General features: G+C 69.5%; 15 protein-coding genes. 10 read left to right on the forward strand and 5 right to left on the reverse strand.

What is annotated here, in order from left to right:
* The first annotated feature begins 193 nt into the window (after positions 1 to 193).
* Positions 194 to 655 carry an Lrp/AsnC family transcriptional regulator gene (locus LGI35_RS03335; RefSeq protein ID WP_227292180.1) on the forward strand — a complete coding sequence of 154 codons (462 nt, stop codon included), beginning with the start codon at positions 194 to 196 and terminating at the stop codon, positions 653 to 655.
* Between the two features lie 91 nt (positions 656 to 746).
* Here the strand turns inward: LGI35_RS03335 and LGI35_RS03340 are convergent, their stop codons facing one another.
* Positions 747 to 1,514 (reverse strand): FadR/GntR family transcriptional regulator, encoded by a 768-nt coding sequence (locus tag LGI35_RS03340; RefSeq protein WP_227292182.1) that lies wholly within the window; start codon positions 1,512 to 1,514, stop codon positions 747 to 749.
* A gap of 23 nt (positions 1,515 to 1,537) precedes the next feature.
* Positions 1,538 to 2,965, reverse strand: a complete 1,428-nt coding sequence (locus LGI35_RS03345) for an amidase (RefSeq protein WP_227292186.1) — start codon at positions 2,963 to 2,965, stop codon at positions 1,538 to 1,540.
* Between the two features lie 130 nt (positions 2,966 to 3,095).
* Here LGI35_RS03345 and LGI35_RS03350 point away from each other — a divergent pair, with 130 nt between their 5' ends.
* The 8 genes from LGI35_RS03350 to LGI35_RS03385 are packed head-to-tail and all read left to right on the forward strand — an operon-like array spanning position 3,096 to position 11,015.
* Entirely contained in the window at positions 3,096 to 3,428 is a 333-nt protein-coding gene (locus LGI35_RS03350) for an isocitrate/isopropylmalate family dehydrogenase (RefSeq protein WP_227292187.1), read from the forward strand.
* Positions 3,425 to 4,948 carry an ABC transporter substrate-binding protein gene (locus tag LGI35_RS03355; protein WP_227292188.1) on the forward strand — a complete coding sequence of 508 codons (1,524 nt, stop codon included), beginning with the start codon at positions 3,425 to 3,427 and terminating at the stop codon, positions 4,946 to 4,948. Before LGI35_RS03350 ends, LGI35_RS03355 begins: the two co-directional genes overlap by 4 nt.
* 37 nt (positions 4,949 to 4,985) lie before the next feature.
* Entirely contained in the window at positions 4,986 to 5,936 is a 951-nt protein-coding gene (locus tag LGI35_RS03360) for an ABC transporter permease (protein ID WP_227292189.1), read from the forward strand.
* The gene (locus LGI35_RS03365) at positions 5,933 to 6,811 is read left to right on the forward strand and encodes an ABC transporter permease (protein WP_227292191.1); all 879 of its coding nucleotides are present in this window, start codon (positions 5,933 to 5,935) and stop codon (positions 6,809 to 6,811) included. Before LGI35_RS03360 ends, LGI35_RS03365 begins: the two co-directional genes overlap by 4 nt.
* Entirely contained in the window at positions 6,808 to 7,848 is a 1,041-nt protein-coding gene (locus LGI35_RS03370) for an ABC transporter ATP-binding protein (protein WP_227292193.1), read from the forward strand. Before LGI35_RS03365 ends, LGI35_RS03370 begins: the two co-directional genes overlap by 4 nt.
* Positions 7,841 to 8,722: an ATP-binding cassette domain-containing protein gene (locus tag LGI35_RS03375; RefSeq protein ID WP_227292200.1), complete on the forward strand. Its 882-nt coding sequence runs from the start codon at positions 7,841 to 7,843 to the stop codon at positions 8,720 to 8,722. The genes LGI35_RS03370 and LGI35_RS03375 overlap by 8 nt, the downstream gene beginning before the upstream one ends.
* A complete protein-coding gene (locus LGI35_RS03380; protein WP_227292202.1) occupies positions 8,719 to 10,212 on the forward strand; it encodes an aldehyde dehydrogenase family protein in 1,494 nt (497 codons plus the stop codon). The genes LGI35_RS03375 and LGI35_RS03380 overlap by 4 nt, the downstream gene beginning before the upstream one ends.
* A gap of 5 nt (positions 10,213 to 10,217) precedes the next feature.
* Positions 10,218 to 11,015 (forward strand): SDR family NAD(P)-dependent oxidoreductase, encoded by a 798-nt coding sequence (locus tag LGI35_RS03385; protein ID WP_227292204.1) that lies wholly within the window; start codon positions 10,218 to 10,220, stop codon positions 11,013 to 11,015.
* Between the two features lie 451 nt (positions 11,016 to 11,466).
* On the opposite strand, the gene LGI35_RS03390 is transcribed toward LGI35_RS03385, so the two are convergent.
* The 3 genes from LGI35_RS03390 to LGI35_RS03400 form a co-directional block, all read right to left on the reverse strand.
* Positions 11,467 to 12,216, reverse strand: coding sequence for a hypothetical protein (locus tag LGI35_RS03390; RefSeq protein WP_227292206.1), 750 nt, complete (start codon positions 12,214 to 12,216; stop codon positions 11,467 to 11,469).
* A 702-nt stretch (positions 12,217 to 12,918) separates the two neighbouring features.
* Positions 12,919 to 13,296 carry a nuclear transport factor 2 family protein gene (locus LGI35_RS03395; protein WP_227292207.1) on the reverse strand — a complete coding sequence of 126 codons (378 nt, stop codon included), beginning with the start codon at positions 13,294 to 13,296 and terminating at the stop codon, positions 12,919 to 12,921.
* A 53-nt stretch (positions 13,297 to 13,349) separates the two neighbouring features.
* A complete protein-coding gene (locus tag LGI35_RS03400) occupies positions 13,350 to 14,219 on the reverse strand; it encodes a UbiA family prenyltransferase (protein ID WP_227292209.1) in 870 nt (289 codons plus the stop codon).
* 146 nt (positions 14,220 to 14,365) lie between these two features.
* Here LGI35_RS03400 and LGI35_RS03405 point away from each other — a divergent pair, with 146 nt between their 5' ends.
* A complete protein-coding gene (locus LGI35_RS03405; protein WP_227292212.1) occupies positions 14,366 to 15,424 on the forward strand; it encodes a type III polyketide synthase in 1,059 nt (352 codons plus the stop codon).
* The last annotated feature ends 16 nt before the right edge of the window (positions 15,425 to 15,440 follow it).

A 15,440-nucleotide genomic window follows, 5' to 3' on the forward strand; every position in this document is an offset into this window, starting at 1 on the left:
GCACGTGGTGTCTCAACGACGGGAGGAACAGGGCGTGTTGGTGTCTCTGTGGCGGCTGGCATGAAGGACACGGTTCCAAGCGCCCGATCCGTCCACAACACAAGTGCGCACAGCGATGCGGATCACGCTCCTTTCGGGAAGTCCAACCAGGTAGGAAGTGGGCAATGAGGTAACTGCTACGTACACTTGTGGAATGCCAGCGCCGGTACATCTCGACTCGGTCGACCTGCAGATCCTGGAGTTGTTGCGAGCCGACGGGCGGCGCACCGTCCGCGACATCGCCCGTCTGGTGAAGCTGTCGCCGGCGCCGGTCCGCCGGCGCATACGGCACCTCGAGGAGTCGGGAGTCATCACCGGTTACACGATCACCACGGATCAGGCCAAGCTCGGTCCGGGCCTTCAGGCGGTCACCGAGCTGCGATTCACGGGCGACACCGACATCCACGACATCGTGGAGTTCGCGTCGACCCTGCCGGAGGTCGACGAGGTACTGACGCTCACCGGTGACGTGGACGCACTCGTCCGACTGCACGTCGACAATGTCGACGAGCTGCAGAAGGTGGTGAATCGCCTGCGCCGCAAGGGTGTGGGCGTGCTGCAGACGAAGACGCTGATCGTCATCGCCTCGTGGCATCGGGGAACTCCCGTGCCCTGAGCGCAGCCTCGGCGCATCTCATGTCCAGAGACAATAAACGCCCGCGCCCCCGGAGACGCTCTCCGGGGGGGCGGGCGGGACGAAGGCGAACTCAGGCGTCTTCGTCGTCCACGAGCGCGATCAGCAGCCCTTGTTCGTCCTCGGGGACGTAGCCGGCGTAGTAGTCGTGGAGCGAGCGCCGTGAGAGGCGTGCCGCCGCCAGGCCGTCCTGTACGCGGATCGCCTCCAGCACCTCCTGGTGGTGTTGGAGCGACTCCCGCATGAGTGCCTTGCTGTTGCTCGCGTGGGCGACCTTGTCCGAGATGAGCGAGAGGACGGCGCCCCTGACGACCTGGTTGCACACCTCGATGAGGGAGTTGCGGCTGGCCACGGCCACCGCCTCGTGGAAGGCGACATCGGCCTTGCTGAACTCTTCGTAGCCTTCCTCGATGGCGTCCGACATGACGGCGAGCGTCCGCTCCATGGCGGACAGCTCCTCGTCGGACCGCAGCCGGGCCGCCAGCTGGCTCGCCGACCCGTCGAGCATCATGCGGAACGAGATCAACTCGGCCATCGACACGTTGTCGAACTGGACGAGCCGGGTCATCTCCTTGGTCAGGCCGGCCGGCGAGAACGGCAGGATCTCCGGGCCGTTCGGGTCGCCCGGGCGCGAGCGGACGAGCCCGTTGCTCTCCAGTACACGCAAGGCCTCGCGCACGGTGGGCCGGCTCGCCCCGAACTGTGTCACCAGCTCCCGTTCGCTCGGCAGCCGTTGACCGGGCTTCAGGTCACCTCGCGTGATGGCCTGCTCGATCTGCTCCACGATGCGCTGGTAGAGCCGTACCGGCGCCACCTGCCGGAACTGTGCCCCGTTGCTCACGGCTGTTTCCCCTCGAGCCTGGTTCATGTCGTCCTCTCCCCCGTGGGCGTCCCGGGGACGCTGTCCGGCCAGTGCGGAACCGCCCCGGCAGGACGGTTCCGTTCGTACCACGCCGCCGCTCTCAGAACTCCGAGATCGTCGAAGCGGCGACCCGAGATCTGCACCCCGATGGGCCGACGGTCCGTCGTGAAGCCACAGTTGACGGTCGCGGCAGGTTGCCCCGACATGTTGTACGGCGCGGTGAATCCGATGTGGTGCATCGTCTTCCCCTCCCCCATGAACGGCATCGGCTGATCAGCGGGGAACGCCGCCACCGGAGCGGTCGGCGAGAGCACCAGATCGTACGGGAGTGTCGCCGCCACGGTCTGCTCCTGGATCCGCATGATCTGCTGGTAGCACTGGAGCACCTTCGTGCCCGGCACGTCCGCGCCTTCCTGGCACCACTGGACGATGTAGGGCAGGACCCGCCGGCGGGCTTCGGGCGTCAGCGCCCGGAAGTCGTTCCAGGACCGTACGCGCCAGAACAGGTCCAGGTCGTCGAGGAGATCCTGGGTCATGAACGGCTCGACCGGCTCCACGACGGCTCCCGCCGCCTCGAAGACCTCGGCGGCACGCCGCACCGCGGCGACGGTCTCCGCGTCGGCCGGCTCCCCGCACCCTGCGTCCAGGTGCACCCCCACGCGCAGTCCGCGGACGTCGACGTCCAGGGCCGACCAGTCGATGTCCTGCGGCGGCAGGCTCGACCAGTCCCGGGGATCCGGTTGGCTCAGGACCCGCATGAGCAGGGCGGCGTCCGCCACGGTGCGCGTCAGGGGGCCGGCGCAGCGCCCCTGGTACGGGGCGTCCAGCGGGATCCGCCCGTAGCTGGGTTTGAGCGTGGCAAGTCCCAGCCAGGTGCCCGGCAGCCGGATCGATCCGCCGATGTCGGTGCCGACGTGCAGCGGTCCGTATCCCCCGGCGGCCGCGGCGCCCGCGCCGGAGCTCGAACCGCCCGTCGTCCAGCCGGAGTTCCAGGCGCTGCGGGTGATGCCGTGCCGACTGGAGACGCCCGAGGAGAGCATGCCCCAGTCGGGCATGACGGTCGATCCGAGGACCACTCCGCCCGATTCGAGGACCCGAGCGGTGATGGGCGCGTCCGCGTCGGGGACGACCGGTTCGGCCCCGGCGTTGCCCGCGGACATGGGTACGCCCTTGCGTGCGACGTTCTCCTTGAGCGTCACGGGGACACCGTCGATGGGCCCGAGCGGTTCGCCCGCCGACCATCGCGCCTCGCTGGCCTGGGCCGCCTTGCGGGACTCGTCCGGGTCCCGTACCCAGAACGCGTTGAGCACGCCCTCACGTGCCTCGATCACCGACTGGACGGCGTCGTGGACCTCGACCGGCGACAACGTGCGGTCTGCGAATCCGGCCACCATCTCGACTGCCGACATGGCGGCCAGGCTCTGTTCCATGAGCACCCGCACTCTCCTTCGCTCGCGATGCCTGAGGTAGGCGAACCCTTGACAACGACAGTTTCAATCGTCACGGTACCTGGCAAGTGAGCTTACTGGTCAGGCCAGTTAGAGCGAAAGGGTGGCGTGCATGACGCGAGACACCAGGACGGTTCGGCTCGCCGTCATTCCGGGCGACGGAATCGGCCCCGAGGTCGTCGCGGCGACCGTGCCCACGCTCCGGGCCGCCCTGGAGGCCGACGGCCACCGGCTCGACGTGATCGAACTCGACTGGGGCGGCGAGCGGTTCCTCCGAGAGGGCGCGGCGATGCCTGCCGGCGCGGCCGCCCGTATCCGCGACGCGGTGGCGAACGCCCTGCGCGATACCCGGAACCACACGGCCGACCTCGGCGGCACCGCCACCACAGCGGACGTGGCTGCCGCCGTGCTGCGCGCGATGGAAGGCCAGGGACAGCGCGGATGAGGCACCACACACCGCCGGCGCGGCGAGCCCGGACGATCGCGGCCACACTCACCTGCCTGCTGCTGACTGCCTGTTCGGCCGGCTCCCTGGCTGCCGGAGGCAGCATCGGCGACCCCGAGACCACGTTGAGCATCGGCCTCACCGCCGAGCCCGCCAATCTCGACTTCACCAAGACCGAGGGTGCCGCCATCCCGCAGGCGCTGCTCTACAACGTCTACGAGAACCTGGTGAAGCTGGACCAGTCCGGGAGGATCGAGCCCGGTCTGGCCACGTCGTGGAGCCGGTCCAAGGACCGTAAGACCTACACGTTCCATCTGGTGAAGGACGCCAGGTTCAGCAATGGCGCCCGGTTCACGGCGGCGGACGCCAAGTTCTCCATCGAGCGCGTCGCGTCCGGCTGGACGGTGGCGCAGAAGTCCCAGATGGGTGTCGTCGACACGGTACGGGCGGTGGCACCCGACGAACTGAAGGTCACTCTCAAGACGCCGAGCAACGACTGGCTGTACCGGATGACCACCCGCATCGGCGCGATGTTCAGCCGGACCGGCGTGCAGAAGCTGGCCACCGAACCGGTGGGGACCGGACCGTACGTGGTGAAGCGGTGGAACCGCGGCGACTCGATCACGCTGGCCCGCAGGGCCGACTACTGGGGCCGCGCGCCGCACTTCAAGACGGTCGCCCTCAAGTACTTCAAGGATCCGACGGCCCTGAACAACGCGCTGCTCACCGGCACCATCAACGTGATCGGCGCGATGCAGTCCCCGGACTCCCTGTACCGGTTCGAGAACAACCCGAAGTACAAGGTCATCGAGGGTTCGACCAACGGCGAGGTGCTCCTCTCCCTCAACAACGGCTCGGGCCCGCTGCGCAATCCCCAGGCCCGCCAGGCGGTCCGTCACGCCATCGACCACAAAGCCCTGCTGGACACCTGCTGGGCAGGCCGCGGCAAGCTCATCGGCAGCATGGTCCCGCCGACCGACCCCTGGTACCAGGACCTCACGGACCTGTATCCGTACGACCGCGACAAGGCCAGGAAGCTGCTCAAGGAGTCCGGTGAGGCCGGCCGTACGCTGCGGCTGCGGATTCCGACACTGCCCTACGCCGTCGCGTGCGGCACGGTCGTGAAGAGCCAGCTGGAACAGGCCGGGTTCAAGGTGAGGCTCGATCAGCTGGAGTTCCCTGCCACCTGGCTGACCACGGTGTTCAAGAACGCCGACTACGACATGTCCATCATCTCCCATGCCGAACCCCGTGACATCCAGGCGGTGTTCGGATCCAAGACGTACTACACCCGCTACAACAGCCCTGAGTTCCGTGCCCTGTTGAAGAAGGCGGACGAGGGAACCCAGGAACAGCAGGTCACGTCCATGCGGGCGGCTGCCCGGCTGCTGTCGAAGGACGCCGCGGCCGACTGGCTGTTCCTGCTGCCGAACCTGATGGTGGCGGACGCGGACATCACCGGCCTGCCCAAGAACTCCATCTCCGAATCACTGGACCTCACCGGCCTGGGCCGGTCGTGAAAGGCGGCCCCATCATCATGAAAGGCGGCCTCATCCCATGATCGTCCGTCTCGTGCAGCGGATCGCGGTCCTCCTGGCCAGCCTCGTCGTCTGCTCCGTCCTGGTCTTCGCGTTCATGGCGGTGCTGCCGGGGGATCCGGCCCGCGTCGCCCTCGGCGTCAGCGCGTCGGACTCGGCGGTGGCGCAACTGCGAACGGAGTTCGGGCTCGACCGGCCGCTGGTGGCCCAGTACTTCAGCTGGATCCACGGCCTGGTCACCTTCGACCCGGGCAACTCCTACATCTCCCACATGCCGATCGGCCCGCAGCTCGCCGACCGCCTCCTGGTCACCCTGTGGCTCGTCGGCACCGGGATGGTGATCGCCTGCATCCTGGCGATCCCCATGGGCACGATCATGGCCGTGCGGCACCGCAAGCCGTCCGGGCTCATGCTCTCCGCCGTGTCCCAGATCGGCGTCGCCGTCCCGGCCTTCCTCGCGGGCATCCTCATGATCACCGTGTTCGCGGTGGGTCTCGGATGGCTGCCGGCGAACGGCTGGACACCACCGGTGCAGGATCCGGTCCTCTTCCTCAAACAGCTGGTCATGCCCGCGCTGTCCCTCGGCATCGTGCAGGCGGCCGTGCTCACCCGCTACGTCCGCAGTGCCGTGCTCGACGTCCTGCGCGAGGACTATCTGCGCACCGCTCGCGCCAAGGGACTTCGCCCGACCCAGGCCCTGCTGCGGCACGGTCTTCGCAACGCATCGGTGCCCGTGGTCACCGTCCTGGCACTGCAGCTCGCCACGTTGCTGGTGGGCTCCGTCGTCATCGAGCGGGTCTTCGTCATCCCCGGGCTCGGGAGCCTTCTCCTGGACAGCGTCGCCGGCCGGGATCTCACCATGGTGCAGGACGTGGTCATGATCATCGCCATCGCGGTGCTGCTCGTGAACTTCCTGGTGGACATGGTCTATCTGTTGATCGACCCGCGACTCAGGGTGGGTGCGTCATGAGTGTTCTGGACCCGGAAGCCGCCGTCGCCACCGCGGCGCCCGACCGTCGGCGGCGCCGCCGCCCGATCACGGGCAGCCTCCTGGTGGGCGGTGTCATCGTCGCCCTGGTGATCGGCACGGCACTGCTGTCCTTCGTGTGGACCCCGCACGATCCGACCCTGGTGGACGCCTCGGTACGGCTGCAGAAGCCGTCGCCGGAGTACTGGTTCGGCACGGACAAGTTCGGCCGCGACGTGTTCAGCCAGATCCTGGTGGGCTCGCGCACCACGCTGTTCGTCGGCTTCGTGGCCGTGGGGGTCGCCGCCGTGATCGGCGTTCCTCTCGGCATCGTCGCCGGGATGGCGCCCCGCTGGTTCGGCGAGCTGCTGATGCGCGGCAACGACCTGCTCCTCGCCTTCCCCGCGCTCCTGTTGGCCATCATGTTCGCCGCCGTGTACGGCGCGGGCACGCTGGTCGCGATGATCGCCATCGGCATCGCGTCCATCCCCACGTTCGCCCGGCTGATACGCGGCGGCACGCTGCAGGTCATGCAGACCGAGTACGTCACCGCCGCGCGTGCGGCGGGCCGCGGACCGTTCGCGATCGGCCTGCGGCACGTCCTGCCCAACGTCAGCAGTCTCGTCATCGTGCAGGCGTCGGTCGGTTTCGCCATCGCCGTGCTCGCCGAGGCGGCGCTGTCCTTCCTGGGCTTCGGCACCCCGCCCCCGACACCGTCCTGGGGCCGGATGCTGCAGGAGAGCCAGGAGCTGCTGGCGTCCGCTCCCCGACTCGCCGTGTACCCGGGCGTCGCGATCGCGGTGGCGGTGCTCGGATTCAATCTGCTCGGTGACGGCCTTCGCGACCGTTTCGACCCCAAGCTGGAGGACCGCCGATGACCGCGGCACCCGAATCCGACGATGTCCGGGACGTCCTGGCCGTACGCGATCTCGACGTGACGGTGGGCGGCCGCAAGCTCATCGACAGCGTCGACTTCACCATCCGGGCCGGCGAACGCGTCGGCCTGATCGGTGAGTCGGGGTCCGGCAAGTCGCTGACCTCGCTGAGCGTCATGGGACTGCTCCCCGAAGGGCTGCGGGCCACGGGATCGGTGCGGCTCGCCGGAGTCGACCACGACCTGGTCGGTGCCGACGAGGCGCGGATGTCCCGGATCCGGGGCAAGGAGATCGCCATGGTCTTCCAGGAGCCCATGACCGCGCTCAACCCCACGATGCGGGTCGGCCGGCAGATCGCCGAGGTGCTGCTGATCCACCGGACCAGGCCCGACCGCGCCTCCGCCCAGGCAGCCGCCGTGGAGCTCCTCGTCCAGGTGGGACTGCCCGACCCCGCGGCCGCCGCGCACGCCTATCCGCACCAGCTCTCCGGCGGCCAGCGCCAGCGCGTGGTGCTGGCCATCGCCCTCGCGAACGACCCCGCGCTCCTGGTCTGCGACGAACCCACCACCGCACTCGACGTCACCGTGCAGGCACGGGTCCTTGACCTGATCGTGCGCGGCGTGCAGGACCGCAGGTCGGCCATGCTCTTCATCACCCACGACCTGGCCGTGGTGGCCACCGTCTGCGAGCGCGTCATGGTCATGTACGGCGGGCGGGTGGTCGAGTCGGGACCGGTCCGCGAGGTGTTCACACGCCCCCGGCACCGGTACACCCAGGGCCTGATCGGCGCGTCGGACCTGACCGTGGTCGACGACCGCGGTCGGCTGGCCACGATCGGCGGCTCGGTTCCGTCGGCGGGACAGTTCCCCGCCGGATGCGTGTTCAGGAACAGGTGCGCCCAGGCCACCGACGTGTGCGCCACCAGGCCGGACTGGGTCGCGACCGGGCCGGACTCCGGCTACGCGTGCTTCCACCCGGTGTCCGAGAGCGACGCGCACACGACCGGCGTACCCACGAACCAGGAGGCCGGCCTTGGCTGAGCAACTGACCGACGCGCCCCTCTCCCCCGCATCCGAGTCCGGCCCCGTGGACGCCATCAGCGTCCGCGACGTCACTCGCGACTACCGGCGGCCCCGCACCTCGCTGCGCCACCCGAGCCCACCGGTGCACGCCCTGCGCGGCGTCAGCTTCACCGTCCCACAGGGGCAACGCTTCGGCATCGTGGGCGAGTCGGGCTGCGGCAAGTCGACCCTGCTACGGATCCTGGCCGGGCTCGACCGTCCCACCAGCGGCAGCGTAGAGATCGACGGCCGGGACATCACCAAGCTCCGGGAGAGACAGCTCCGGTTCGTCCGCGAGCGGCTCCAACTCGTCTTCCAGGACCCGATGAGCGCCCTCGACCCACGGATGCGCGTGGGCGACATCGTGGCCGAGCCGCTCGTCGCGCAGGGGCACGGGAACCGCCGGGAGCGAGTGGCCGAGCTGCTCGAGGCGGTCGGCCTGCGGGCGGACGCGGCCGACCGGTATCCGCACCAGTTCTCCGGCGGCCAGCGCCAGCGCATCTCGATAGCGCGCGCCCTCGCCCCCCGCCCGAAGATCATCGTGGCCGACGAGCCCGTGAGCGCCCTCGACGTGTCCGTACGGGCCCAGGTGCTCAACCTCATCGCCGACCTCGTCGACGAGCTGTCCCTGACGCTGGTCTTCGTCTCCCACGATCTGTCCGTGGTGCGTCATGTGTGCGACCGCGTAGCGGTCATGCACGACGGGCAGATCGTGGAGTCCGGGGCCACGCAGAAGGTCTACGAGGATCCCCAACACCCCTACACACGCAGGCTGATCGCCGCCGTGCCGACTCTGGGCAAGGCACTGTCCGGAGTGACGGCGGCCGACCTCAACCAGGAGTACCGACCGTGACTACGCACGTCAAACCCACCAGCGACGAAGGCCCGTTGGCGAAGGAGTTCCCCGAGGGCCTTCCCGTCGGCGACAGCTGGGTGGCGGCCACCGCCGCCGAGGACGTTCGCTTCCCCTACGACGGAACCCTTGTCGCCTCGGCGCCGGTCGGGGACACCGACCTCGCCCGCCGGGCCCTCGACGCGGCGGTCGCGGTCCGCCACCAGGTCGGCCGGCTCCCCTCGCACACGCGCCGGGCGGCGCTGCTCGCGACGCACGAAGCGGTCACCGCCCGCCGCGACGACTTCGAGCGGCTCCTGGTCCGGGAGACCGGCAAGCCGCTGGTCGACTGCCGTGTCGAGGTGGACCGCACCTTGCTGACCCTGCTGACCGCGGCCGAGGAAGTGGCCCGGCTGCACGGGGAGACGGTGCCGCTCGACCTGCTGCCGTCGGGCGAGGGGCTGCTCGGGTTCTGGACCCGCAAGCCGATCGGCGTCGTGGTGGGCATCGCGGGCTTCAACTACCCGCTGCTGCTCGCCACGCACAAGATCGCGCCCGCTCTCGCCGCGGGCTGCCCGATCATCGTCAAGCCCGCGCCGCAGACACCGCTGGCCACCCTGTGGCTGGTGCACCTCCTGCGCGAGGCCCTGCACGCCTGCGGCGCGCCGCAGGCCGCGGTGCAGCTGGTGACCGGCGGCCCTGAGGTCGGCGCCACGCTGACCACCGACCGCCGGATCGGAGCGGTCTCCTTCACCGGCTCCGCCGCCGTGGGCCACCGGATCGCGAAGGACGCGGCCCCCACCAAGGCGCTCCTCGAACTCGGCTCCAACGCCGCCCTGGTGGTGGCCGCCGACGCCGACCTCGACGCCGCCGCCGACGCGGTGGTGCGCGGCGGCTTCTACGCGTCGGGCCAGGCCTGCATCAGCGTGCAGCGGGTCGTCGTGGTGGACGCCGTGCGCGAGGAGTTCGTGGCCCGCGTGACGGAGCGGGTGGCCGAGGTGACCGTAGGCGACCCGCGCGATCCGCAGACACGTGTCTCGGCCCTCATCGACGAGCGGTCGACCGAGCGGGTGTGCGCGTGGCTGGAGGAGGCGGTGGCCGCGGGCGCGACGCTGCTGGCCGGGGGCAAGGTCACCGACGGGGTGATCGAGCCCGCCGTGCTGCTCGACGTGGACCGCGGCCTCCCCCTGTGGGACGAGGAGGTCTTCGGCCCTGTCGTCGCGATCCGCTCGGTCCCCGATCTCGAGACCGCCTTCGACCTGGTCAACGACTCGCGCTACGGACTGCACGCGAGCGTCTACACCAGCGCCCTCGACACCGCGTTCGCCGCTCTCGACCGCCTGGAGGTGGGCGGAGTGGTCGTCAACGAAGTTCCCGGCTTCCGCTCCGACGTCATGCCGTACGGCGGTGTGAAGGACTCCGGGGCCGGGCGGGAAGGCCCGAGGTTCGCCATCGAAGAGCTCACCGTGACCCGTATGGCAGTGATCCGCCCGACGACGAAGAAGCCGTGAGGACCATGCAGGACAACGACCACACCGATGCGGTGGACACCTACTCCCGTCTGTTCCGGCTCGACGGCCGCAAGGCCGTCGTGGTGGGCGCCGGCAGCGGAATCGGCCGCGAGAGCGCCCTGGCGCTCGCCGCGCACGGCGCCACGGTGGTGTGCGCCGACCGTGATCTGAAGGCCGCCACGGAAACGGCGTCGATGGGCAAGGAGATGTCGGCGTACGCCCTTGACGTGCTGGACGGCGAGGCGGTCGCGCGCGCCGCCGAGGAGCTCGGCGCCGTCGACGTGCTCGTCTTCACCGCCGCGACGAACGTGCGCAAGCACCTGCTCGACTACACGACGGACGAGTTCGACCGGGTCGTGTCGCTCAATCTGCGCGCCTCCTTCGACCTCGTAAGGGCGTTCGGCCGCGGCATGGCCGAACGCGGCCGCGGGAGCATCATCGGCTTCAGCTCGATCCGTTCGGTGGCCGTCGAGCCGGGCCAGGGCGTGTACGCGGCCACGAAGGCCGGCCTCGTCCAACTGCTGCGCACCGCGGCGGCCGAGCTGGGCCCGTCGGGCGTGCGGGTCAACGCCGTCGCTCCGGGCGTCGTGGACACACCGCTGACCGCGCAGATCAGGTCCGTACCGGAGTGGTCGGAGGCCTACGCGTCCAAGAGCGCCCTGGGCCGCTGGTCCCGGCCCGACGAACTGGCCGGCGCCGTCGTCTATCTGGCGTCGGACGCGTCGTCCTTCGTGACGGGGAGCCAGCTCTTCGTGGACGGAGGCTGGACGGCGATCGACGGACGCTACACCCCGCCCAGCTGACAGTTCGACATGCGAAGGGCCCGCCACCGATTGGGGGGGCGGGCCCTTCGCATGTCGAGGCGAACTGCTCACCCTTCTGGGAAGGGTGAGCAGTCACGAGGGTCAGTCGATGCGCTCGAAGGGCTCCGCGCCCTCTTCGTCCGGCGCGACGTCGAAGACGACCTTCTCGAGCTTGCCCGGTCAGACGGGAAGGAGCCACATCCACAGATGCGCGAAGCCGGCACCGGCGTACACCTGCCGCGCCTCTGCCCATTGGGCGCCTTGGTCCGGTTGACGGGTGGCCTTCCACGACGCCGGAGCTCCGCGGCAGGCCGGCTCGATGAGCCCTTCCGGCGCGTGACCAAGGGGCGGCCTCCGGGAGGCCGCCCCTGGCAAGCCATCAGCCCGAGGTCGATCCAGCAGTTGCGACATCGCCCCCAAGGGCCGACACCAAAGCCCTGCCCCTGGCGTGCTAACCCGCGCTACCGCGGGTCACGTGCACACCTGCGCCGACCGTCGTCACTTGGGTGCTGCCATAACCGGCGCACTCTCCATACTCCTTGACCCACTTGGTTGAACCGGACAGGGATCCGGAGGACGGTCCGCCGAACGTGACGTCGTACCGCGGCTGCTGGTCACAGCTGGGCACGTTGTAGTACTCGATGAATCCCGCCTGGGAAGCCTTCAGGTTGCCGGAGCCGGCCGGCAACTTGTAGGTGCCGACGGGGATCCGCTGTCCGTTGTTGGTGTCGACGACGGTGCCCGACCAGGTGTCCGTGCCGACCTGAGCGATCTCGACGCGGAAGGTGTGGCCGTACACGGCGTCGAAGTCCACTCCGCAGCTGACTCCGGCGCCGCCGTCAGCCCCGTCCGAACAGTTGGCGTGGGTGCTCGTCGTACCGCTGATGAAGGAGGAGAACACCCCACGCAGGCGCTGGTGCCCGTTCGCGTCCGGCCGCGGCTGCAGTCCCGCGTACCCGATGTCGCTCTGCCCGGTGAACCCGTACTGCATCGCGAAGTAGGTCCCGGACACGTGGGCGGTGCCGGTGTTCACGGTGATCGGGAAGTTGAGGGATGTCAGTCCCTCACTGGGAGCCCCGCTCACCGTCCACGACAGTAGTTCGTTCCCGCCGAAGGTCTGCGCCTGTGCGCCAGGTGCCGCGATGAACGGGACGAGTGCGGCGAGGGCCGCTACCGCAATGCGTGTCAACGCTCGTTTCATCTGATGCTCCTCATGGGGGGGTTGAAGGTGAGCAGGGCCGTGAACGTCTGGGCACCGCCTTCTCGCATGAGCACTCCGAGCGGAAACGACTGCGCCGAGGAGCCCGCGAGACAACTGAGGTAGCTCTGTCGCCCCAACTCCTGGGCCGGCGCCACCCCTTCTCCCACTTCTACGCGCAATCCGAGCACCGGTGCCCCCGTGCCGAGTTCTCTCCAATCGACGTGGAGCGAGGGGGAAGACCACCACCGACCAGAGATCTGCATGCACCTGACAAAATCAGCAAACTCAATCCGCTCGCACGTGCCGTCACTTGCCCCCGAAGGAACACTGGAGCGCCACCTGTCGCACCAGTAGGCACGTTCTTCGTTCGTCAAAACTCCGCGGCCCAATTGCCTGCGGAAGACTATGGCGCCCCGCTCGAGGCGTGTCAATACATGCTCGTAAGCATGCCGCTCCAAGCAGAATCAATCACCGAGACTGCAGGCAGTCCAACGCCCGGGACGTTGGCCCCGCAGTCGATCAGCCGGAAGTTGTAGTTGATCGACACAGGCGGCTCAGGGAGCGGAGAAGTCCCTCTCCTTCCCGCTCTCGTGCGCGAGCCCGGGGAGGCCGACGACTCACCCGCGCATCCACCCTGAAGAGGGGCGGTATCTGAACCCCGAACCCACCGCCCCGGCCCGAAAAGTGCGCCTCACGGCAAGCTCAGCGTGCCCCAGCGGGGTTGGCGTCCTCGCCCAGGTAGGTTCCGTATCCCTCGGTGACGAGCGGGCCCTCGAAGATCAGCACTTCGTTGACCAGTCCGCCCTTCTGGTTACGGTAGTTGATGACCAGGCAGTCCACCCCGACGTAGGATCCGACGACCTCGAACCGCAGATCCGGGATGCGCCGCAGGCCCTCCGCCCAGTAGGCGCGCAGCTCGTCCTTGCCGCGTATGACCCCGTCATTGCCGATCAGTTGAGCGGCCACCGGCGACCGGAACGTCACGTCGTCAGCGAAGTGCGACAGCAAAGCGTCCAAGTCGTGCGCGTTCCACGCCGTCACCCAGGAATCGACGAACACCCGCGCTGATCCATGATTCATGGGCGCATTATGCCTTCCCGTCAGAACCGGTCCCGGAGAAGGCCGCCCGACCATCACCTGACCCCAGTCCCCCGCAGCACGAGCAGCGCCACGTCCACCGCCGCCACGACCACGGCTGCGCCGAACGCCGTCCGCTCCCGGCGGCGCCCCATGGCCGTCCCCGTCGCCGCGACGAGGACGGCCACCGCGAGGGCCATCGCTCCCCATCTGTCGGGTGGGCCGGCGGGGCCCAGTGCCAGAACCGCCGTCGCGGCCACCAGCGGGACCGGGAGCAGCAGGCGCGCACCGTCAGGGCCGAATCGGTGCGGCCATCCCCGTACGCCCAGCGCCAGGTCCGAGCGGATGTCCGGCAGCACATCGCCCAGATGGGCTCCGACTCCCAGGAGCGCGCCGGCGGTGACGACCCACCAGGGCGGCCACGGTTGCCCCGGCAGTCCCAGCGCCACGAACGACGGGAGCGTGGCGAAACCCACCGCGTACGGCACCCAGGACCATGCTGTCGCCTTGAGTCGTAGGTCGTACGCCCACGCCGCCGCCACGCCCACGAGGTGAACCGTGCCCGCCCGCACACCACAGGCCAGCGACAGCGGTACGCACAGCGCCAGCGCGATGTATGCGGCCACCCACACGTGCCTCACCTCGACGGAACCGTCGACGACAGGTTTGCCATGTCGGCCGGCGGCGATGTCCCGGCGTGCGTCGAAGGCGTCGTTGCACCATCCGATGGACAGCTGACCTGCCAGAACGGCGACCGTCGTGAGAACGAGACGCGCGGTGCCCTGGCCGGAGGTCACGGCCATCACGGCCGTCAGAGCGGTGACCACCGCCACGGGTGCGGGGTGGCACGAACCGGCCAGCCCGACCGCCCGGCCCGCCCAACTCGCGGTCGCGCCGTCGGCCGCCGCATGCTCGGGAGTGCCCACCGGCCGATCGTAGACGCCCGGGCCCCGCCCGGCCCGATCACGTGCCCGGGGTCGAACGGCCGGACGGGCGATCCCTGGTGGCGAGCCCTCGGCATGGGGAACAGGTGGAGAGCAAGCCAGCCCAGTCGGTCTTCGGACGGAAACTCATGACGCGGATCGCTGCCGTTCACGGCGCCCTCGCACCGCACCGTCGCGCCCAGTCCGAGATCACGGACATGGTGGCCCGCGCGTGCCTGCCGGAGGGCACCGACCGCGGGGTCCTGGACCGGCTGCACCGCAGCGCCAGGGTCGACTCACGTCACATGACGCTGCCCCTCGACCAGTACGAGGAACTGGACGGGTTCGGCGCCGCCAACGACGTCTTCATCGCTTCCGCCACCGACCTGGGCGGCCGTGCCGTCCGCGACGCCCTGCGCATGGCCGGGCTGTCGGCTGCGGACGTGGACCTGCTGATCTTCACCTCTGTCAGCGGCATCTCCACCCCGTCGATCGATGCCCGGCTCGCGGTGCGCCTCGGACTGCGGCGGGACGTCAGAAGACTGCCCATGTTCGGACTGGGCTGTGCCGGCGGCGCCGCCGGTCTGGCACGCATGCACGACTACCTCGTCGGCCGGCCCGACCACGTGGCGGTGCTCCTGTCGGTCGAACTGTGCTCGCTCACGTTCCAGCGCAATGACGCCACCATGGCCAACCTGGTCGCCACCGGGCTGTTCGGCGACGGGGCCGCCGCAGTCGTCGGGTTCGGGGCACACCGCCCGGCCGAGACCGCCGGCCCGACGATCGTGGACACCCGCAGCCATCTCTATCCGGACACCGGGCGCCTCCTGGGCTGGGATGTAGGGGACTCCGGCTTCCGCGTCGTCCTCGATCCTCGGGTCCCCGACGTCATACGCCGTCACCTCGCCGATGACGTCGAGGGGTTCCTCGGAGACCACGGGCTGAAGACGAAGGACGTGACCGCGTGGGTGTGCCACCCCGGCGGCCCCAAGGTGCTGGAGGCTGTCGCCGAAGCCCTCGACCTGCCCTGTGACGCACTCGATGTGACCTGGCGCCACTTGGCCGAGGTGGGCAACCTGTCCTCGTCGTCGGTACTCCACGTGCTGCGCGACACCCTGGCCGACCGCCGTCCGCCGCCGGGCACACCGGGTGTGCTGCTTGCGATGGGGCCCGGCTTCGCTTGCGAACTCGTCTTGCTGCGCTGGTAGTTCGGATCTCGGAGGA

Source organism: Streptomyces longhuiensis (assembly GCF_020616555.1).
GTDB classification, from domain to species: Bacteria; Actinomycetota; Actinomycetes; order Streptomycetales; family Streptomycetaceae; genus Streptomyces; species Streptomyces longhuiensis.